The sequence below is a fragment of the Phragmitibacter flavus genome (assembly GCF_005780165.1).
Taxonomy (GTDB): Bacteria; Verrucomicrobiota; Verrucomicrobiia; order Verrucomicrobiales; family Verrucomicrobiaceae; genus Phragmitibacter; species Phragmitibacter flavus.
Genome location: NZ_VAUV01000008.1, coordinates 69613 through 88590 on the forward strand (window position 1 = coordinate 69613; position 18978 = coordinate 88590).

Here is an 18978-nt window from a genome sequence, read left to right on the forward strand (position 1 = left end):
CTGCCGAAATCCCGCGCGCAGATCAATCTCTAATTTTTCTTGTTCCCTCGTTTCGGTGCTGTAATCGGCCAGTCCGCCGTCTCCGTGCGCGCCGTCTTCAAATAGCTTTCGAAAGCCTCCACCACCTCTGGGTTCTCAGAGGCCACGTTGACCTCCTCCTTCACATCCTTGCTCAAATCATAGAGCGTCAACGCCGCGTTCGGCTCAGGGCGAATCGCCTTCCAGTTTTTCCAACGCGACGCCTGCACAAATCCCCGCTCATGGAACTCCCAATAGAGGAACCGCTCCGCCAACTCCGGCTGCGCTTCCCCCATTAAAGTCGGTGTGACATCCAGACCATCCAATCCATCCGGTATCTTGCCGCTGGCAAGCGCGCCGAACGTCGGTAGCGCATCTGCAAAATACCACACCGCATCACTGACCTTTCCGCCAGGAACCTTGCCTGGCCACCACGCAATCGTCGGAACGCGAATCCCGCCATCGGTATGATCGCGTTTGATTCCTCTGAACTCACCTGCCGAGTTAAAGTAAGCAGGAATGTGTCCACCTTCTTTGTGCGGGCCATTGTCAGAGCTAAAAATCACCAGGGTGTTTTTGTCGATGCCGAGCTCCTTCAACCGATCGAGCACCCGTCCCACATCACGATCCAATCTCGAAACCATCGCAGCAAAACCTTTCTGCGCATCGGGCCAATCCTCTTTTGCATAATCACCAAAATCCGGGACTTCCATCCCCTCTTGTTTGGCTTCGTTGTTGGCATGAGGCGTTGTTAGAGCCAGATAAAGAAAGAATGGCTGCTTCTGGTTCTCACCGTGAGTCTTGATGAACTTCAACGCCTCTTCAGCAAACAAATCATGCGTGTAATCCAGCTTGTTGTCTGACTTGCCCGCCCCCTCAGGCGTTTCATCCGGCACCGTGTTGCGTAACTTCTCCCTCGTCTCATTTCTCCACAAAAAAGTCGGATAGTAGTTGTGCGCATGACGTTGATTTAAATATCCATAAAATTCATCAAACCCTTGCTTCCTGGGCAATCCAGACTCCGCCCCGCCGACATCACCAAGGCCCCACTTGCCAATCAAGCCCGTGTAATAGCCAGAATCCTTCAACACCTCCGCCACTGTGACATCCTCATCACGCAATGCCTGTCTTGCTGGTTCGTTCTGACCGGCATTGCCACGAACCCGCGTGTTCCCCGTGTGTTTGCCTGTCATCAAAACCGAACGCGAAGGCGCGCACACGGTCGCGCCAGAATAGACACTCGTAAACCGCATCCCCTCTTCCGCCATGCGATCAAGATTCGGCGTCTTGATGCGTTGCTGACCATAACACCCCAGGTCTCCATAACCAAGGTCATCGGCAAGAATAAAAATGATGTTAGGTTTGCTTTCCGCTGCATGCAGCGACGCTGAGACCAATAGCGAAAGAAGGAAGACGATGCGTTTCATAAGGTGAAGCAAAAATCAGGGAACGGTGTTGAGACTGGGGCCGCGACGGAGGTCTTCGGGCGTTTTGCCGCCGCCGCGTTTTTCCACATCTTTGGTGGGCCCCGCCATCGGAGGGGTTTCGAAAAATTTGCCGTTGTCGATCACCCGTGGATCACCGGTATTCTTCAACTCATCCATCAGCCGCTTCTCCAACTGACTTTCCAAAGCAGCGTGTGCTGGATCTCCCGCGAGGTTCTTGGTTTGATGCGGATCGTTTTTCAGATGGTAAAGTTCTGCCCGCGGGCGTTTGCCATAGGCCCGTTCGTAATAGGGTTTCCATTGCGGATCGTGACGCGCACCGACCAACCAGGCTTTCGTTGGGCCGGAATCTTCATCGGGAATGGTGGCACGGGTATCTTCAGTAAGCTCTTCGAGGGAGGGCGGATTCGGTCCATCAAGGCGGTAGGGCTCGCCCAATGGCCAGCGGTCGGGTTCAAAATTGATCACATACAAATGATCCGCCGTCCGGATGGCTCGTTGGGGATAGGGAAGAAAACCGTCCCGGGCATTTTCGACATGGCGTTCCCGACCAATAAAAACCGCATCGCGGGCTGGATCAATTTGGCCGCTTTGGGTCGATTGCAACAACGGCAGCAAATTACGACCGGTCATCACCTCCGGCACCGGCACATTGGCCAGCGTGAGAAAGGTTGGCGCGAGATCGGTGAGGCTGGTGAGATCATCAACAACCCGACCACCCTTGACCCCGGGTCCGGCGATGATCAGCGGAATGGCGGAGCCGAAGTCGTAAAGGTTGCATTTGCCGTGCGGAAATCCGGGAGGTCCGTGATCGCCGGAGATCACCATCAAGGTGTTATCCAGCTCGCCAATCGCCTCAAGTTTCATCAACAACAGCCCCACCGCAGCATCAAGCGCCTGGATCTCGCCAAGATAATCGGCCACATCTTCGCGCACCTCGGGAACATCAGGCAAGAAAGCGGGAAGTTTGCCTTTGAGCGTCTCTGGATCAATGTTCCACAGCGCGTTGCCAGAACCCTTGATCCACTTGCGATGCACATTGGTGGGACCGAACCAAAACGTAAAGGGCTGATCCTTTTTGCGGTCGCTTAAGAAAGCGTCGAAGTTGCTGGAGACCTCATCGTAAAGGGTTTGTTTAGCCTCTTCCAAACCTTTTCCCGCGGCCACCATCCGCGTCACGTGCTGCGAAAACTGGTTGAACTTGCCCCCCGCTTTTTCATAGCTGTGCGCGCGACCGCCGTAGGGATCGACTTCGGCTGTTCCCGGGCCCCAAACCTTGTAGCTTTTGCCAATGTGATATCCCGCGTCACGCAGCATCAGCGGATAGGCAGGATTGCTTCCGTCCCAGACGGCTCCGCGCAAAATCGCTGCGCGACCAGTGCGCCAGAAATGCTGACCTGAAATCAACGCGCTTCGACAAGGCGTGCAACTTGGGGATGATACAAACGCACGACGAAACAAAACTCCCGATGCCGCGATGCGGTCAATATTGGGCGTATGAACGGCATCGCTGATGGTGCCCGGTCCATCAAGTTTAGCGTAGGCGCTGGCAATACGGCCCCAGTCATCGGCGAAGATAAACAGGATGTTGGGTCGTTTGTCGGTGGCGGCATGCAGTGCCCCGGTCAGAAAGCTGCAAAGGAATAGGTATCTGAGGATCAACATGGTCGTTGGATTTAATTCTTATTCAGGAATGGCGTCGTTGTCACCAATAGGATTGCCTTCCCAAATGACGCTGCGGGTGGTCTTGTCGTAAGTCAGCACCCGATGGGCACTGCCGGGCGCCGGCGGACGATCCATCGTCGGCAACCAACGACGATGTTCCGCGATGATTGGCTGCGAATCCTTGTCGGCAGCCAGATTGTTCCATTCGTTAGGATCAGCCTCAAGGTCGTAGAGTTCCTCACTGCCATCCGCATAAACAATGTAACGCCAGCGTTCACTGCGAACCGCGTGGTTGCCCTGATTGTGACTGGTGATCGCCGGACGTTCGCGACGCGCCTTCTCATCCGCCAGTTGCGGGACAAGACTCTGTCCTTCGAGGTCGGTCCGGGGAGGCAGTCCGCACAACTGAATCAGCGTCGGATAAATGTCGAGCAACTCCGCTGGCTGCGTGCAGCGACCATTCGCCGCGACCCCTGGCCCGGCGAAAATCAATGGCACCCGGGTGCTGCGTTCCCACAAGGTATTCTTTCCGGTGATTTCCTTTTCGCCAAGATGCCAGCCGTGGTCGCTCCAAAGCACGATGATGGTATTGTCAGCCTGACCCGACTCCTCCAGTGCAGCCATCAGTCGACCGACCTGCGCATCCACAAAACTGGTGCATGCGAGGTAACTGCGCACCAGATTCCGCCATTGTTGATTCTCGCGAACCCATTTCAAGCGCGGTTCAGGAAGCGACCAATGCAGATACCATGAAAATCGCGGAGTGCCGGCCCGCTCGTCGGCTTTCACCGGAGGAAGCAGACTGTCATCATCGGGATAAAGATCGAACCATTTTTGTGTCGCATAACACGGCACATGTGGAAGGAAAAAACCCGCCGCCAAGAAAAACGGCTCCCCTTTTTTCGCCGTCTTGATCTTCTCCACCGCCCAAGTAGCCACTTGATGATCGCCCTTGTCCTCATCGCGATGATCAAAAACTCCCCAATCCATCAACGGATGATCGCCCATGGGCGTCGCCGGGATGAGTTTCGTGTCAGGCTTGATACCGATGCCGCCATTTGGCCCCCAAACACCAAATTCCGCCGCCCGTTTGGCCGGTCCACCTGGATTCCCGTGGTAGATCTTACCCGCTGTCAGCGTCTGGTATCCATTCGCCTTGAAATGTTGCGGCAACGCCACCCGATTTTTGAACTCATCCAAATTTCGAAACCAAGGCGACAATCCATAAATACCGGTTGAGGTTGGTCTCAGCCCCAACATCACGCTGGTGCGCGATGGATTGCAGAGCGGAGACTGACAATGGGCGTTAAGAAAAACCGTCCCACGTGCGGCCAATGCATCAATGTTTGGCGTCTTGGCCGCCGCATGCCCCATCGTTCCGATCCAGTCATTCTGGTCATCAATCGCGATGAACAGCACATTCGGTTTAACCGTCGCTGCTGAACATGGCTCGAGCCAGGCCCAACCGGACAGAAACGCTATAGATACAGACAAATAAGTGAGGCAGGCGGGCGCGCGCATGAGTCCCTTGAAACGCGATCAACCGCGCAATCTATCCAATTTCCACTCAAGCCACCAACCGGATTGCAGCCAGCAGGGCAAACACAAACATCGCCCACTCAAAAACCTTCTGCGACATCACTTTCACCACCCGCCAGCCAAGAAAAATGCCTCCCACCACCGCCGGCAAGAGCAGGGCATTGGTCCATAAAGACGGCCCATTGATCAGTCCGATCTGCGCACTAAACGGCACCTTCACCAAATTAATGAAAAGGAAAAAGCGCGTGAAAACGCCCAGATAATCCGCCTTTCCATGCCGGTGAGCCAGCAAATAAACCGCCATCACCGGCCCTGCCGCATTTGCCAGCATGGTCGTCACCCCCGCCGCCACGCCGATTCCCCATGTGAAAATCGCATGCCGATGCAGGTGCGCGAGCTGATCCCGCTTCCAATCCAACAGCAATTTCAGCGCGAGAAGCGCTAAAATCACCCATCCAATCGCCTGTCGGGCAAGCAGATTGTCCAGCTTGTCGAGCAGCCACCATCCGATCACCACCCCCAAAATGGCAGGCGGCGCCAACGGCCACACCTGTTTCCAGGAGCCACCACGCCGCAGCAGCCAGAAGCCCATCAAATCTGCCGCGATCAACAAAGGCAGCACCACACCCGTCGAAGCTTTCGCTCCCAAAGTTTCCGCAAACAACACCACGCTCACCAATCCACAGCCCGCCAGGCCCGCCTTTGCCATGCCGATGAACAAGGCTCCGACCAGCGCGAGCAACAAAGCGCTGCCACTGGTTAGCAAAGTTTGGTCGAGAATCGAGTCGGGGAACGGCATCAAAGACCACCTGCCATCCATGCTAACAGGTCATGCGCAACGAAAAAACCGCAGGAAAATGTCACAAACGGATTTGCTGCTAATTTCTTACAAAAAGGCTGCAAACCGCCTGTTTACAGGAAAAAATTGCACATTGGCCAACAAAACCGTTCGCCAAATGCCGATGCTGTGCTATTCTAGCTGTCTATGGCTACCGTAAGAAAGACACGTTTTTCACGTAGGGTTCCTGATCATGTAACAGATGAATTGGTGAACGTTCTCTCGGAAAGCAAGACTTATGAATTCAATGTCTTGTTTGGTTTGGTTTACGAAAATCTCAAACTAAAAAATGCGGTAAGTGGTGGCGAAGAAATGTTACGCCTCCGCTCCTACGAAAAACTTCAAAACCTCGTCGGTCGTGGTTTGGTTGAGAAAAAGCTCAAAAGCTATCGTGGCCTCAAAGGCATCGAACAAGCCGCCAGCACTTTTACTCTGGCCCGTGCCGAAGCCGCTGCAGCCGCAGCCGCAGCCGCTCGTTAATTAAGTCGTTTAGTTTCTACTCACCGTTCATTTCAAAAAGGCCGCCCGCACACCGGGCGGTCTTTTTTTGGCTTCTAGTTCGCGAGCAGGCCACCCCAATCCACCTCCGCCTTCCGCCTTCCGCCTTCCGCCTTCCGCCTTCCGCCTTCCGCCTTCCGCCTTCCGCCTTCCGCCTTCCGCCTTCCGACCTCCGACCTCCGACCTCCGACCTCCGACCTCCGACCTCCGACCTCCGACCTCCGACCTCCGACCTCCGACCTCCGACCTCCGACCTCCGACTGCCCACTTGACACCACCGTCCCTCCACTTACTCTGCCCTCGTCGTTCCCCTCCCTCCTCCATTCGAACCGCCCCGCCCGTCATGCTCGAAAACTACTCGCCCGTTCTTTTGCAAGCGCTCCTCGCCGCTGGTTTTGCTGGAATGACCCTGCTCCTGAGCGTGCTCTTCGGTCGATCCGCCAAACGCAATTCGATGAAGGACTCCGCTTACGAGTGCGGCATGCTCCCCATTACCGAAGGCCAGCCACGCTTCAGCGTGAAATTTTACATCGTCGCCATGCTGTTCGTGCTGTTCGACATCGAAGTTGTCTTCATGTATCCTTGGGCCGTCATCTATAAAGATTATCTGGTTGCCTACGGTGCCGACATCCTTTTCACCATGCTCGGTTTTGTCGGCATCCTGCTCGTCGCCTTCATCTATGCCTGGCGCAAGCGTGCGCTCGACTGGAGCTCATAGGCCGGTGGTCGCTAGGACGGTTTTCGAGATTTTATCATGATCTGCCAGGTCTCCCTGTTCACCCTCAAACCCGAAATCACCGCCGAACGTTTGGAGGAGATGATGTGGACTTCACGCACCAGCCTGCTGCGCATTCGCGAAGTGCTGCACCTCAACGTCGGCAAACGCATCAAGGACAGCGATCCTTGGGACTGGTTCCTCAGCATCGAAGCCGAGAGCCTCGACAAACTCGCCATCCTCCAGGACGACGCCCAATATTTTAAGTTTGTCCGCGAAGTTCTCGATCCCTCGGTCGACAAACGCCAGGTCCTCACTTTTGAAATGGACCCCCGCAAGGACGTCAAATACTCCTGACCTGCCGGGTCCCCGCCGACGTAGCCAATACTGGCAGGTTCCCATGCCGTCGCCCCTCGCAGAAAGCCTGCAAAGGTCGCCCCACCACAGGCTTGCGCAAGAAACGTCGTCTGGCATAGTAATCTGTTCAGGCCAGTGTTGCTTTTGCCCGCTGACCCCCTCACCCGTGCTTTTCTGAATGTTCCTTTGCCTTGGCCTGAACCATCGCACGACTCCCCTGGAGTTGCGCGAAAGGCTGGCCTTTGCCTCAAGCCACCTCCCCGAAGCCGCCCGCCAGGTCACCGCCTTGCCCGGGTTTGAGGAAAGTGTCGTGCTTTCCACCTGCAACCGCGTCGAGATCTACTCCGCCTGCAACGACGAAAACCCGGAGGAAGGATTGCAAAAGCTCCGCCAATACCTCGTCGACCACTTCGCCCTCAGCCCCGCCCAGCGTCAGGCCCTCACCACCTACCAGCTCAGCGAAGATGCCGCTGCCCGACACCTGTTCCGCGTCGTCAGTGGACTCGACTCCATGGTCCTCGGCGAAACCGAAATTTTGGGACAAGTCAAAAGCGCCTACGACACCGCCCTCAAAGCCGGGGCCACCGGGCGCTCCCTCAACAAGCTTTTCCAACGCGCTTTCACCGTCGGCAAACTGGTCCGCAACGACACCAACATCCAGCGCGGCACCACTTCCATCGGCAGCGTCACCGTCAAAATCGCCGAAAAAATCTTCGGCAACCTCCGCGACAGCAAAGTCCTTCTCATTGGTGCCGGCGACATGAGCCGCACCTGCGCCCAAAGCCTACTCTCCCGTGGTGCCAAAAGCATCATCGTCTCCAACCGGTCTCACGATCGCGCCGTCCTGCTCGCCGAAGAAATGGGCGGCGAAGCGCTGCGCTTCGACCAGTGGGAACGCGCGGTCCATGATGTTGACATCATCATCAGCAGCACCAGCGCCCCCCATTTTGTCGTCAAACCCGAGCTCATCGGACCCGTCATGCGCAAACGCCATGGCCGCCCCCTCTACGTCATCGACATCGCCGTTCCTCGCGATGTCGATCCCGCCATCGATGATTTCGACGAAGTCTACCTCTACGACATCGACTCCCTGCAGGTCATCGCCGACGAAGGCCGCCGCGAACGCGAACGCTCCCTTATCCAGTGCGAAGAACTTATCGAACAACAACTTCACAAATTCGGCTATCTCAGCACCCCCAGCAACCCCGCCTCAGCTCCCGCCCTGGTTCCCATCACCGCCACCGCACGCAACTCTCATCCCTGACCCGCCCGCCCCTTGACTCCACATACCCTGCGCCTCGGCACCCGCGGCAGCGAACTCGCCCTCAAACAAGCCGAAATGGTCGAAGCCACCCTGCGCGCCGCCCATCCTGAACTCCACGTTGAACGCGTCGTCATCGCCACCACCGGCGACAAACGCCCCGACCTGCGCTTCAAAGAATTCACCGACGGCGACCGCCTCGACAAAGGCATCTTCACGAAGGAACTCGAGTTCGCCCTGCACGACGGCAGCATCGACATCGCCGTCCACAGCCTCAAAGACGTCCCCACCGTTCTCGACGAAGCCTTTCTCATTGCCGCCGTTCTCGAACGCGCCCCGATTGAGGACGTCCTCATCAGCCGCGATGGTTACACCCTCGAAACCCTTCCCCCCGGCGCCAAGATCGGCACCAGCAGCGTCCGCCGCATCCGTCAAATCCACTGGCTTCGCCCCGACGTTGAATGCGTCGAAATCCGTGGCAACGTTCCCACCCGCATCAAAAAACTGCAACTTCCCAGCGACCTCGACGCCATTCTCCTTGCCAAAGCCGGCCTCGTCCGCCTTGGACTTCTAAGCAGTGACACAGGCTTGCAGCCTGTGGGTGAGACAGACATCCTGTCTGTCCCTTCCGACTCCACGCCCCCAACCTCAGCCTTAATCTCACCTCAATCCCTGGCAGACAACATATCTGCCTCACCCACAGACAAAATGTCTGTGTCACTTCCCGACTTCCCTATCACATTCCCCGCCGCCATTCTCCCCTGCGGGAAATTCCTTCCCGCCGCCGGTCAGGGAGCCATCGGCATCGAAGCCCGCAAAACCGACTCCGTCACCCTAGCCTACCTCGCCGCCATCAACCACGCCCCGACCTTCGCCCGCATCAGCACCGAGCGCGAATTCCTCCATCTCCTCCACGCCGGTTGCCAAACCCCCATCGGAGCCCACACCGAAATCATCGAAGACACCCTCACCTTCACCGCCTGGGTCTTCGACGAACAAACGCCCGACGCCCCCCCTCAAGTCATCAACACCAGCGCGCCCCTCACCCAACCCCTCCTCGCCGCTTCCCAGGCCGCCGCCGAAGTCACGCGCTAATCTATCCACTTCCGACTTCCGACTTCCCACTTTCAAAATGTCCGCTTCTTCCTCAATCTCATCTTCCACTGAAACCCAAGGCATCTGCTACCTCGTCGGAGCCGGCCCCGGCGATCCGGGCTTGCTCACCTTACGCGCCAAAGAATGCATCGAAATCGCCGACGTCCTTCTCTACGACTATCTCAGCAACCCCGACTTCCTCCGCTACGCCAAACCCGACGCTGAAAAAATCTACGTCGGCAAAAAAGCCAAGGATCACACCCTCACCCAGGACGAGATCAATGCCCTCATCGTCGCCAAAGCCAAAGAGGGAAAAATCGTCACCCGACTCAAAGGCGGCGACCCGGTCCTCTTCGGTCGCGGTGCCGAGGAAGCCCGCGAACTGCATGACGCCGGCATCGCTTTCGAAATCGTCCCCGGCATCACCTCCGCCATCGCAGGACCCATTTACGCCGGCATCCCGGTGACCCATCGCTCCCACTGTTCCCAATTGACCATCTTCACCGGCCACGAAGACCCCACGAAACCCGAAAGCTCCCTCGACTACGCCAAGATCGCCCAAGCCGACGGCACCAAGGTCATGCTCATGGGCGTCGAACGCATCGCCGAAATTTCCGGCAAACTCATCGAACACGGCGCCGATCCCTCCACCCCCGTCGCCCTCACCCGCTGGGCCACCACCGGCCGACAGCAAACCATCGAAGGCAATCTGTCGACCATCGCAAAAATCATCGCCGACACCGGCTTCAAGGCCCCCGCCGTCTGCGTCATCGGCAGCGTGGTGCTCGAACGCGACACCCTCAACTGGTTCGAAAAACGCCCCCTCTTCGGCAAACGCATCGTCGTCACCCGCACCCGCCAGCAAGCCGGCGACCTCAGCCATCGCCTCAGCAGCCTCGGTGCCGACGTCCTCGAACTCCCCACCATCCGCATCGAGCCCCCCAAAGATCTCAACGCCTTCGGCCAGCTCGTCATGGACTGCCACACTTATGACTGGCTGGTCTTCACCAGTCCCAACGGCGTCGAAAAATTCTTCGACATGTTTTATAAACTCTACAAAGACGCCCGAGCCATCGGCGGTGTGAAGATTGCCGCCATCGGACCCGGCACCGCCGAAAAAATCCGCAGCTACCGCTTCGATACCGACCTCATCCCCGCAAAAATCGTCGCCGAAGGCCTCGTCGCCGCCTTCAAAAAAATCAACGTCGAGAACCAAACCATGCTCTGGGTCAAGGCCGAGCAAACCCGCGAAGTTCTCGGCAACGAACTCACCGGCCTGCGTGCCATCGTCGATGAAGCCATCGCCTACCGCACCGTTCCCGAATCTGCCGACAGCGATGCCGTGCAGCGTTTCAAAGAACAAGCCCCCGACATCATCACCTTCACCAGCAGTTCCACCGTCGAACATTTCTTGAAGCTGAACCTCCCCCTGGCCGAAACCACCCGCATCGCCAGCATCGGTCCCATCACCTCCAAAACCCTGCGCGACAACGGCCTGCGCATCGACATCGAAGCCAAAGAACACAGCATCCCCGGCCTCGTCAAAGCCATCCAGGAACAAGCCTAGCCCAACGCTCCGACGCATCGTCGGCCAACATGGAGCGCCGACGTGTCGTCGGCAAACCCCGTCGGACCACCGACGTTCCGTCGGTCTCAGGCGCCCAAGCTCCCCCACTCCCCCTCACTTCCTCGCCAAAACCAAATACTGCCCCCCCAGCGGCAGTTTCCTCATCGACGGCTCCAGCCCCCGCATCCCCGCCAGCGATTTCGGAAATACAAACTGGTAGTCCTTTGCCACAATCTCAAACCCCGCCCCACGCAGCAACCGCATCGCATTCGCCGGGAACAGCATGATCGCATCCCGGTCAAACGGCACCCGCGACATCATCCACACCACCATCGGATTCCACGGATTGTTTTCCCAAAACGCAAACACCCCGCCCGGCTTCAGACTCTTCCAAACCATCGACGCCGCCTCTGCCCGATATTCCAACGGAATGTGATGGAACACCCCATTACAAAAAGCCAGATCAAAAACCCCCTCCGGAACCTCCGTCGCCACATTCGTAAACCGCACCGGCAGCCCGGGATTCAAATGGCGCGCCTGCTCAATGCTGTCCGCCGAAGGATCATATCCCACATACTCCCGGCACCCCAAACCCTCCAACAACACCGACGCCGAAGTCCCCGTTCCACAACCATAATCCAGCACTTTCTCCGGCATCGCCAACCCTTGCTCTCCCAACACCCGCTTCAGCCACTTCACCCGACCCTCCGCGTAATACTCCTTCGCCTCACCCGTGATCGCCAGTCCCTTGTTCAACGCGGCATCATAGTCATCCGCGTATTCATCAAACTCAGATTTCCCGGGCGGCAAAGTTTCAGGCGACGGCATCCCGTTTGTTCTCATGAAAGCGCCAAATGCCAAGAAGAAAATCATCTCATATCTTTGCATCCATCCATCAATGCATGATCGCCACCGCAATCTCGCGACGCTTCTCCTCCCCAAACAACTGATTCACCAACACCAGCCCAAACTCCAGCGCCGTGCCGGCTCCCCGCGAGGTGATCACGTGATCATCAATCACCACCAACTCTTCCAACAGAGAATCCGGCAACTCATCCGTCACGCTTGAGTGCGAAGTATGACGCCGGCCCGGCAAAATCCCCGCATCCTTCAAAATCGTCGGCGCCGCACAAATCGCCGCCACCGGCTTGTCCGCCTCATAAAACTCCCGCGCCAAAATCGCCGCCCTGCCGTCCTCGCGCAACACCTTCACCCCCGGCCCACCCGGCAACAACAGCAAATCAAACATTTCTCCCGCCACCTCATCCAGCAGCACCTCCGCCTGCAATTTGATCCCGCTGCGCCCGGTCAGATCCAGCGAATCCTCCACCGAAGCCAGCACCACCTCCGCCCCCGCCCTGCGCAGCAGATCCACCGGACTCACCAGCTCAATTTCCTCAAATCCATTCGCCAAAAGACACAACACACGTTTGCTCATAAACCAACCCTACCACATCCACTCCTCATTCGCCCACCTCCATTGGCGCAGGCGCAAAAATCTTCCCGGCCAGTCCTCCGTGCGCCTTGATGAATGCATCCGGCGGCACCCGATCCAGCGGAGCATCCGCATAACCCACCCCCGGATAAACGGCATCACTGCGTCGCACCTCAAAATGCAAATGCGCCCAATACTGACCATCCGCCGTCCCCACTGTCCCGATCTTTTTCCCACGTTCCACCACTTCTCCCGACTTCACCTCCATCGACTCCAGATGCGCATACACCGTCTGGTAAACCGACCATCCCAACACCGCACCTTCATCCGCCACCCGATGCGCCAAGATCACCATGTTTCCCCAGCCCGGTCCCGGAACCCCCGCATAAACCACCTTTCCCGTCCCACTAGCAAAAACCGCATCCCCTTTGTCTGAATTCCATCCTCCAATGCCATTCCAATCGTCCCCCAAATGCCGCGTCACCCGAAACGGCTGCGCATTGTAAACCAACGCCCCATTCTCCCCGCCCATCGGCATTTCAAACCGCGTCGCCAGCGGCAACTCCGCCGCCTCAATCGGTGACAATCGCAGAAACGCCGCATCCAACGGCACCACCTCCGTCGGCACCTCCCGGCACCCGGACACCGCCATCAAAATCAACAAACCAAAAATCAACACCCTCATCAACACACTCTCAACTCTCAACTCCCAACTCTCAACCTTCAACTCCCTTGCACATTCGCCCATCCATGGCTAGTTAAGCACCCCCCATCCCTCCAACCGCACCCACCTATGTCCGCCGACAAAAAAGATACCGCCTCCATGGAAAAGCTCGTGAGCCTCTGCAAACGCCGCGGCTTCATCTATCAATCCAGCGAAATCTACGGCGGCATCGGCGGCTTCTGGGACTACGGCCCGCTCGGTGCCGAACTCAAACGCAACCTCCGCGAAGCCTGGTGGCGCACCATGACCCGCGACCGCGAAGACGTCGTCGGTCTCGATGCCACCATCATCATGCACCCCAAGATCTGGGAAGCGTCCGGCCACACCGCTACCTTCGCCGACCTCATGCGCGAGTGCACCCTCACCAACAAACGCGTCCGCGCTGATCATGTCGATCCCCAATCCGGCACCATCATCCAGTTCAGCGGCGCGCAATCGCCCACCGGTTGGAAAATCGCCCGCACCATCCAGGTCCTCATCAAAAACGGTGAGCACATCGAAAGCTTCCGTAAACGCGTCCGCCAACTCATCGCCCAAAACGCTGGTGATGCCGCAGGCAAGCCTGAAGAAATCGAACTCCTCGACGAAACCAAACTCGACACCGTCGAAATCTCCGTCGACTTTCACCCCGAGTCCGGTGCCGCCCTCGGCCCGGCCCGACCTTTCAACCTCATGTTGAAAACCTACGTCGGCCCCACCGCCACCGAAGCCGACGTCGCTTACCTGCGCCCCGAAACCGCCCAGGCCATCTTCGCCCAATTTAAAAACGTCCTCGACTCCTCACGCGTCAAAGTCCCCTTCGGCATCTGCCAGATCGGCAAAGCCTTCCGCAACGAAGTCACCCCGAAAAACTTCACCTTCCGCTCCCGCGAATTCGAACAAATGGAACTCGAATTCTTCATCAAACCCGATGAAGCCATCGAGATCATCCACGGTGCCGTCGCCCCTTGGTCCGAATCCGCCGACCTCAGCGAACCCCAACCCAACTGGGGCTGGGAAATGTGGCACCGCTACTGGGTCGACCAACGCACCAAATTCTACGCCAGCATCGGCCTCGGCACCGACGTCCTCGACTACTACTGGCAGACCAACGACGACCTCGCCCACTACGCCCGCGCTTGCGTCGACATCCTCTTCAAATTCCCCTTCGGCACCGAAGAACTCGAAGGCATCGCCGCCCGTGGCGATTTCGACTTGAGCCAGCACCAAAAACACAGCGGCCGCCCCCAGGAATTTTTTGACGACGAACTCAAAGCCGCCGCCGCCAAACTCAGCGACGACCAAAAAGAAGCCCTCATCCAGAAACGTCTCGCCGCCGAGGCCTCCAAAACCAAAGGCGAACCCCTCCCCGAACCCGCCGTCCGCGCCTGGTTTGAACGCCTCTTCAAAGGCAACTACGTCCCCCACGTCATCGAACCCTCCGCCGGCCTCGACCGACTCGCCCTCGCCGTGCTCTCCCTTGCCTACAACGAAGTCGAGAAAACCGACGACAAAGGCAAAACCGAGACCCTCACCATCATGCGATTCCACCCCAGCATCGCCCCCATCAAAGTCGGCGTGTTTCCGTTGGTGAAAAACAAACCCGAAATCGTCGCCAAAGCCCGCAGCGTCTATAACGCCCTCAAAAAGCACCTCAACTGTTTTTACGACGAAACCGCCAGCATCGGTCGTCGTTATGCCCGTCAAGACGAAGCCGGCACCCCCTTCGGTGTCACCATCGACTTCGACACCCTCGGCGAAAAAGGTCCAGAGCTCCTCGACACCGTCACCGTCCGCGAACGCGACAGCGCCGCCCAACACCGCGTCCCCATCGCCGACCTCCTCCCCTGGCTGCTAGCCCGCATTTAATCCAGAGTAGCAGCCGACGTAAGGAGGCTCGATTCCGCCGACCGCCAACCGCAACCTCCGCGCCGAGGCCCCGGGGGCGTAGCTGCGCCCCTCAACAAAGTCCGCCCCATCTCAACCGATCCCATCATCAGCGCCGAAGGCGCAATCTAAGTTAGCCCTGGGTGCAACCCTGGGTATCCCACAGCCGTATCCCGAGCCCTGCAAGGGCGACATAAAATCCCCCGCTCGTTTCCACGATTTCGCCCTTTCCATTCGCAATCACATCAGGCAAACTCCCCCTCATGTGTTGCTTCACCCGACCCGTCGACTACGTCAACAACACCCGCATCTTCGCCCGCCTCGGTGACGGAGTGAATCAGTTCATCGCTTACGCCATGTCCATCGGCGCTAACGAAGAACTCGCCATGGTCCTACCCGTCCCCGTGGTTCCCAACTCCGGCGAAAAAGCCATGAAGTTCATTGACCTCAGCAAATATCCCCGCTTCTTCGAGGACATGGAAAGCGGCTTCCCTGCACTCAGAAGAAAACAAGCCGGACCATTCTCCACCGACCGCGCCACGCCCCGCGCCGCCAAGCTCGAAGTCGTTTCCGTCGGCAGCTACGACGCCAGCTTCGTCCCCACCGTCGCCGACTTCACCCGCCTCGACGAACGTTTTCGCTTCCCCGCTGATACCTGGAAAAAACTCCCCGGCTACGCCAACTATGGATTTGCCGTCTTCAAACTCAAACCCACCCGCGGCCCCGTCCATCCCATGGCCTTCACCTTCCCCAGCGCCCATCCCCAGCAACTCTTCTTCCCCACCGTCCACATCCACGACGGCGAAGTCCACGCCAAAGCCGAATTCGACCACACCCTCTACTGCCAGGGCGGCAACATCAACGCCAAAGACTGGCAGGAATCCCCCGGGATCGCCATCCAATTCATGAAATGCGGCCTCACCCACCACATGGTTCCCCCCAACCACCACATCTACCGCCGCAAAATGAACGGCAACCTCGCCAACGGCGACCTCCTCCTCCAGGCCAGTAAACTTCCGGCCTGATCGTTAAACCGAAGCCAGCAAAAAAGGAATCCGCCTTGCCGTTATCATCTAACGGCCTTCAAAGGCGCACCTCTTATCGATCAATGAAATCCATACTCCTTTCCCTCCTTTCCCTGGCCTCCCTCTCCTTCCTGCAGGCAGCCGAAAACCCGCGCATCGTCTTCGACACCGACATCACAGGTGACGTTGACGACGTGCTCGCCCTCGCCATGTGCCACACCCTCGCCGACCGCGGCGCCTGCGAACTCCTCGCCGTCACCATCTCCAAACACAATCCCCTCACCGTCCCCTTCGTCAACGCCACCAACACTTTTTACGGCCGTCCCAACCTCCCCATCGGCGTCACCCGCGACCCCACCGCTCAAAAGCGTGACAGCCGCTTCCTCAAAGCCATCGAATCCGGTCACTTTCCCCACACCCTGAAATCCAACGACGAAGCCCACGAAGCCGTCGACCTCCTGCGCCGCACCCTCGCCGCCCAGCCCGACCACAGCGTCACCCTCATCAGCGTCGGCATCGCCTCCAACCTCGCCAACCTCATCAAATCCAAACCCGACCAACACTCCCCACTCAACGGTCCCGACCTCATCCGCCAAAAGATAAAGATCCTCTCCCTTATGGCCGGAGCCTTCACCAACGTCCACGACACCAACTATCACCTCGAAGCCAACATCTACAACGGCATCCCCGCCATGCAAACCGTCGCCAATCAATGGCCCAACGAAGTCCCCATCATCTGGAGCGGTTATGAGATCGGCCATGCCCTCCCCTATCCCCGCGACAGTATCCGACTCGACTTCAATTATCTCCCTCATCACATCGTCAAAGCCTCCTATCTCCTCTACCCCGGCCCCGATCAAGACCGACCCAGCTGGGACCAAAGCAGCGTCCTTTACGCCGTCTTCCCCAACCGAAACTATTTCGGCCTTTCCCCCACCGGCCGCGTCAGCGTCGCCAACGACGCCTTCACCAAATTTATCCCCGACAAAAAAGACCCAGGTCAGCCACCCGGTCGCGACCGCCACCTCACCATGACCCCCACCCAAACCGCCCGCGTCCTCGAAGCCATCGTCCAGTTTGTCGTCCAACCACCCCGCCAACCCCAACCTTAACTTAACTGCCCATCCCGTCCTCGCCAAAAATTTCCTTGCTGTAGTGCTCACGTAAGAACACCAAATCCGCCGCATCCTTTTCCCGGTAAGTTTTCGACTTCATCCGCCACAGCAGCTTCGGCGAAGCAAACGGAATGGAAACGCCATCAATCACCCGCGTCACCGTATGCAAGCTCGCCTCCGCATAATCAATCCCCGAAGCCGACGCCATCAAATCGACCACAATTTCATCACAAACCCGCACCACCACATACTGGGAAACCTCGCCCGGCTTCAACTCCCTCACCACCTTGTCCGGCAAAAATTCCAATGCTTGAAACACCTTCGCCTCGTTCGCCAGGCTCGCATCAATCATCACATCCACATCACCAGTCGTCCTCGGATAACCCGCATTGATGATCGCAAACCCACCCACGATCACATACCTGACACCCAGCTCATTCAACGCCCGGCACAACGCGACTACATCCTCCTGGGTCGGAGCCCGCGAAATCAATTCCCCTTCTTCGGACTCAACGTCTTCATCGTCCATGCATTTGCCTCCTCATGACTGCGAAACCTATAGACTCCACGCCGCGCCATTACATGGCCGCCACTCTTCAAAAACTGGTTCAGCGTCTTCTGCATCGCAAATCCCGTCGCCAATCCGTCGGCAGAAGGACGACGTCTTCCCACGGTCTTCCCAATAAACTCCTCAACATTGATCACTGATCCACCTTGATCCATTGCGCTAGACTAGCACAACACCCAATCAACACCAACACCAACGAGAATTCCCTTGATGAAAATACCACTTCTCGCTTTCGCCCTCCTCCTCCCCTTCCTCGCCGCAGCCACCCTCGTTCACGCGCAGCCGGTCTCCATTATCTTCGACACCGACATGGGCAATGACGTCGATGACGCCCTCGCGCTCGGCATGATCCACACCCTCGAAAAACGCGGTGCCTGCAAACTCCTCGCTGTCACCATCACCAAAGACAACCCCAAAGCCGCCGCCTTCACCGACGTCATCAACACCTTCTACGGCAAACCCAACCTCCCCATCGGCATCGTGCGCGACGGCATGACCAAAGAAGACGGCAAATTTAACATCCTCGCCGACCAGCCCGACAAATACCCCCACGACCTCAAAAGCACCGGCCCCATTCCCGACGCCCTCACCGTCCTCCGCCAAACCCTTGCCGCCCAACCTGATCGCTCAGTCGTCATCGTCCAGGTCGGTTTTTTTACCAATCTCGCCCGCCTGCTCGACACCCCGCCCGACGAACATTCGCCACTCAACGGTCGCGATCTCATCCAACAAAAAGTAAAACTCCTCAGCCTCATGGCCGGATCCTTCCAGACCATCGATTACAACAATGCCTACTCCGAATACAACGTTCGCATCGACATCCCTTCCGCCCAAAAACTCGCCACCCAATGGCCCACTCCCATGCTCTGGAGCGGATACGAAATCGGCCGCGCCGCCGCTTATCCCCATCAAAGCATCGAACGCGACTACAACTACGTCCCCCATCACCCTCTTAAAGACGCCTACTATCTCTACAACCCCCCTCCCCACGACCGCCCTACCTGGGACCTGACCTCCGTCCTCGCCGTTGTTCATCCAGACCGCAACTACTTCACCCGCTCCCCCAAAGGCACCGTCGTCATTGATGACGACGGTTTCACCCGCTTCGTCAGACCCAAAAAAGACGAAAAAACCGGCCTCAGCCAATTCCTCATCATGGATCCCCTGCAAGCCGAACGCGTCCGCGAAGCCTGCGTCCAACTCTCCAGCGAGCCACCCGCAGAACTCAAGCAGCCATAAGCCCACGA

The 18978-nt window shown here is 57.8% G+C and carries 20 protein-coding genes; 10 read left to right on the forward strand and 10 right to left on the reverse strand.

All coding sequences use genetic code 11. The features are described from left to right. Positions 1–29: 29 nt before the first annotated feature. From FEM03_RS11705 to FEM03_RS11720, 4 genes are read right to left on the reverse strand one after another with little or no spacing between them, the layout of a single operon-like run. The gene (locus tag FEM03_RS11705; RefSeq protein ID WP_138086453.1) at positions 30–1445 is read right to left on the reverse strand and encodes an arylsulfatase; all 1416 of its coding nucleotides are present in this window, start codon (positions 1443–1445) and stop codon (positions 30–32) included. Between the two features lie 15 nt (positions 1446–1460). Further along, on the reverse strand, positions 1461–3128 hold the full coding sequence (locus FEM03_RS11710) for a sulfatase family protein (RefSeq protein ID WP_138086454.1): 1668 nt from the start codon (positions 3126–3128) through the stop codon (positions 1461–1463). 18 nt (positions 3129–3146) lie between these two features. Beyond that, complete coding sequence (locus FEM03_RS11715; RefSeq protein ID WP_138086455.1) at positions 3147–4649, reverse strand: sulfatase; 1503 nt, start codon at positions 4647–4649, stop codon at positions 3147–3149. A gap of 46 nt (positions 4650–4695) precedes the next feature. Then, on the reverse strand, positions 4696–5466 hold the full coding sequence (locus FEM03_RS11720) for a sulfite exporter TauE/SafE family protein (RefSeq protein WP_166442804.1): 771 nt from the start codon (positions 5464–5466) through the stop codon (positions 4696–4698). Positions 5467–5652: 186 nt separating this feature from the next. Here FEM03_RS11720 and FEM03_RS11725 point away from each other — a divergent pair, with 186 nt between their 5' ends. Then, complete coding sequence (locus tag FEM03_RS11725; protein WP_240772752.1) at positions 5653–5985, forward strand: hypothetical protein; 333 nt, start codon at positions 5653–5655, stop codon at positions 5983–5985. A 74-nt stretch (positions 5986–6059) separates the two neighbouring features. Here the strand turns inward: FEM03_RS11725 and FEM03_RS11730 are convergent, their stop codons facing one another. Further along, positions 6060–6278, reverse strand: a complete 219-nt coding sequence (locus tag FEM03_RS11730) for an AraC family transcriptional regulator (RefSeq protein WP_138086457.1) — start codon at positions 6276–6278, stop codon at positions 6060–6062. 68 nt (positions 6279–6346) lie between these two features. On the opposite strand from FEM03_RS11730, the gene FEM03_RS11735 reads away from it, so the two are divergent. The 5 genes from FEM03_RS11735 (at position 6347) to cobA (ending at position 10998) form a co-directional block, all read left to right on the forward strand. Further along, complete coding sequence (locus tag FEM03_RS11735) at positions 6347–6721, forward strand: NADH-quinone oxidoreductase subunit A (RefSeq protein ID WP_138086458.1); 375 nt, start codon at positions 6347–6349, stop codon at positions 6719–6721. A gap of 36 nt (positions 6722–6757) precedes the next feature. Continuing rightward, positions 6758–7075 carry a Dabb family protein gene (locus tag FEM03_RS11740; protein WP_138086459.1) on the forward strand — a complete coding sequence of 106 codons (318 nt, stop codon included), beginning with the start codon at positions 6758–6760 and terminating at the stop codon, positions 7073–7075. Positions 7076–7253: 178 nt separating this feature from the next. Beyond that, the gene (gene hemA / locus FEM03_RS11745) at positions 7254–8339 is read left to right on the forward strand and encodes a glutamyl-tRNA reductase (RefSeq protein WP_138086460.1); all 1086 of its coding nucleotides are present in this window, start codon (positions 7254–7256) and stop codon (positions 8337–8339) included. Positions 8340–8351: 12 nt separating this feature from the next. Beyond that, positions 8352–9431, forward strand: a complete 1080-nt coding sequence (hemC, locus tag FEM03_RS11750; RefSeq protein WP_138086461.1) for a hydroxymethylbilane synthase — start codon at positions 8352–8354, stop codon at positions 9429–9431. 37 nt (positions 9432–9468) lie between these two features. Further along, positions 9469–10998 carry a uroporphyrinogen-III C-methyltransferase gene (gene cobA, locus FEM03_RS11755; protein ID WP_138086462.1) on the forward strand — a complete coding sequence of 510 codons (1530 nt, stop codon included), beginning with the start codon at positions 9469–9471 and terminating at the stop codon, positions 10996–10998. A gap of 114 nt (positions 10999–11112) precedes the next feature. On the opposite strand, the gene FEM03_RS11760 is transcribed toward cobA, so the two are convergent. The 3 genes from FEM03_RS11760 to FEM03_RS11770 form a co-directional block, all read right to left on the reverse strand. Continuing rightward, complete coding sequence (locus tag FEM03_RS11760) at positions 11113–11826, reverse strand: class I SAM-dependent methyltransferase (protein WP_166442805.1); 714 nt, start codon at positions 11824–11826, stop codon at positions 11113–11115. 67 nt (positions 11827–11893) lie between these two features. Then, complete coding sequence (locus tag FEM03_RS11765; RefSeq protein WP_138086464.1) at positions 11894–12436, reverse strand: DJ-1 family glyoxalase III; 543 nt, start codon at positions 12434–12436, stop codon at positions 11894–11896. 25 nt (positions 12437–12461) lie between these two features. Then, positions 12462–13181: a murein hydrolase activator EnvC family protein gene (locus tag FEM03_RS11770; protein ID WP_138086465.1), complete on the reverse strand. Its 720-nt coding sequence runs from the start codon at positions 13179–13181 to the stop codon at positions 12462–12464. A 45-nt stretch (positions 13182–13226) separates the two neighbouring features. Between FEM03_RS11770 and FEM03_RS11775 the strand changes: the two genes are divergently transcribed. From FEM03_RS11775 to FEM03_RS11785, 3 genes are all read left to right on the forward strand, one after another. Further along, positions 13227–15005 carry a glycine--tRNA ligase gene (locus tag FEM03_RS11775; protein ID WP_138086466.1) on the forward strand — a complete coding sequence of 593 codons (1779 nt, stop codon included), beginning with the start codon at positions 13227–13229 and terminating at the stop codon, positions 15003–15005. 281 nt (positions 15006–15286) lie between these two features. Further along, entirely contained in the window at positions 15287–16048 is a 762-nt protein-coding gene (locus FEM03_RS11780) for a hypothetical protein (RefSeq protein ID WP_138086467.1), read from the forward strand. Between the two features lie 83 nt (positions 16049–16131). Continuing rightward, positions 16132–17160 carry a nucleoside hydrolase gene (locus FEM03_RS11785; RefSeq protein WP_138086468.1) on the forward strand — a complete coding sequence of 343 codons (1029 nt, stop codon included), beginning with the start codon at positions 16132–16134 and terminating at the stop codon, positions 17158–17160. A 1-nt stretch (position 17161) separates the two neighbouring features. On the opposite strand, the gene FEM03_RS11790 is transcribed toward FEM03_RS11785, so the two are convergent. Further along, the gene (locus FEM03_RS11790) at positions 17162–17692 is read right to left on the reverse strand and encodes a nucleotidyltransferase (RefSeq protein ID WP_138086469.1); all 531 of its coding nucleotides are present in this window, start codon (positions 17690–17692) and stop codon (positions 17162–17164) included. Beyond that, complete coding sequence (locus tag FEM03_RS24410) at positions 17653–17886, reverse strand: hypothetical protein (RefSeq protein ID WP_166442806.1); 234 nt, start codon at positions 17884–17886, stop codon at positions 17653–17655. The genes FEM03_RS11790 and FEM03_RS24410 overlap by 40 nt, the downstream gene beginning before the upstream one ends. A 55-nt stretch (positions 17887–17941) precedes the next feature. Here FEM03_RS24410 and FEM03_RS11795 point away from each other — a divergent pair, with 55 nt between their 5' ends. After that, positions 17942–18970, forward strand: coding sequence for a nucleoside hydrolase (locus FEM03_RS11795; RefSeq protein WP_138086470.1), 1029 nt, complete (start codon positions 17942–17944; stop codon positions 18968–18970). Positions 18971–18978: the final 8 nt, after the last annotated feature.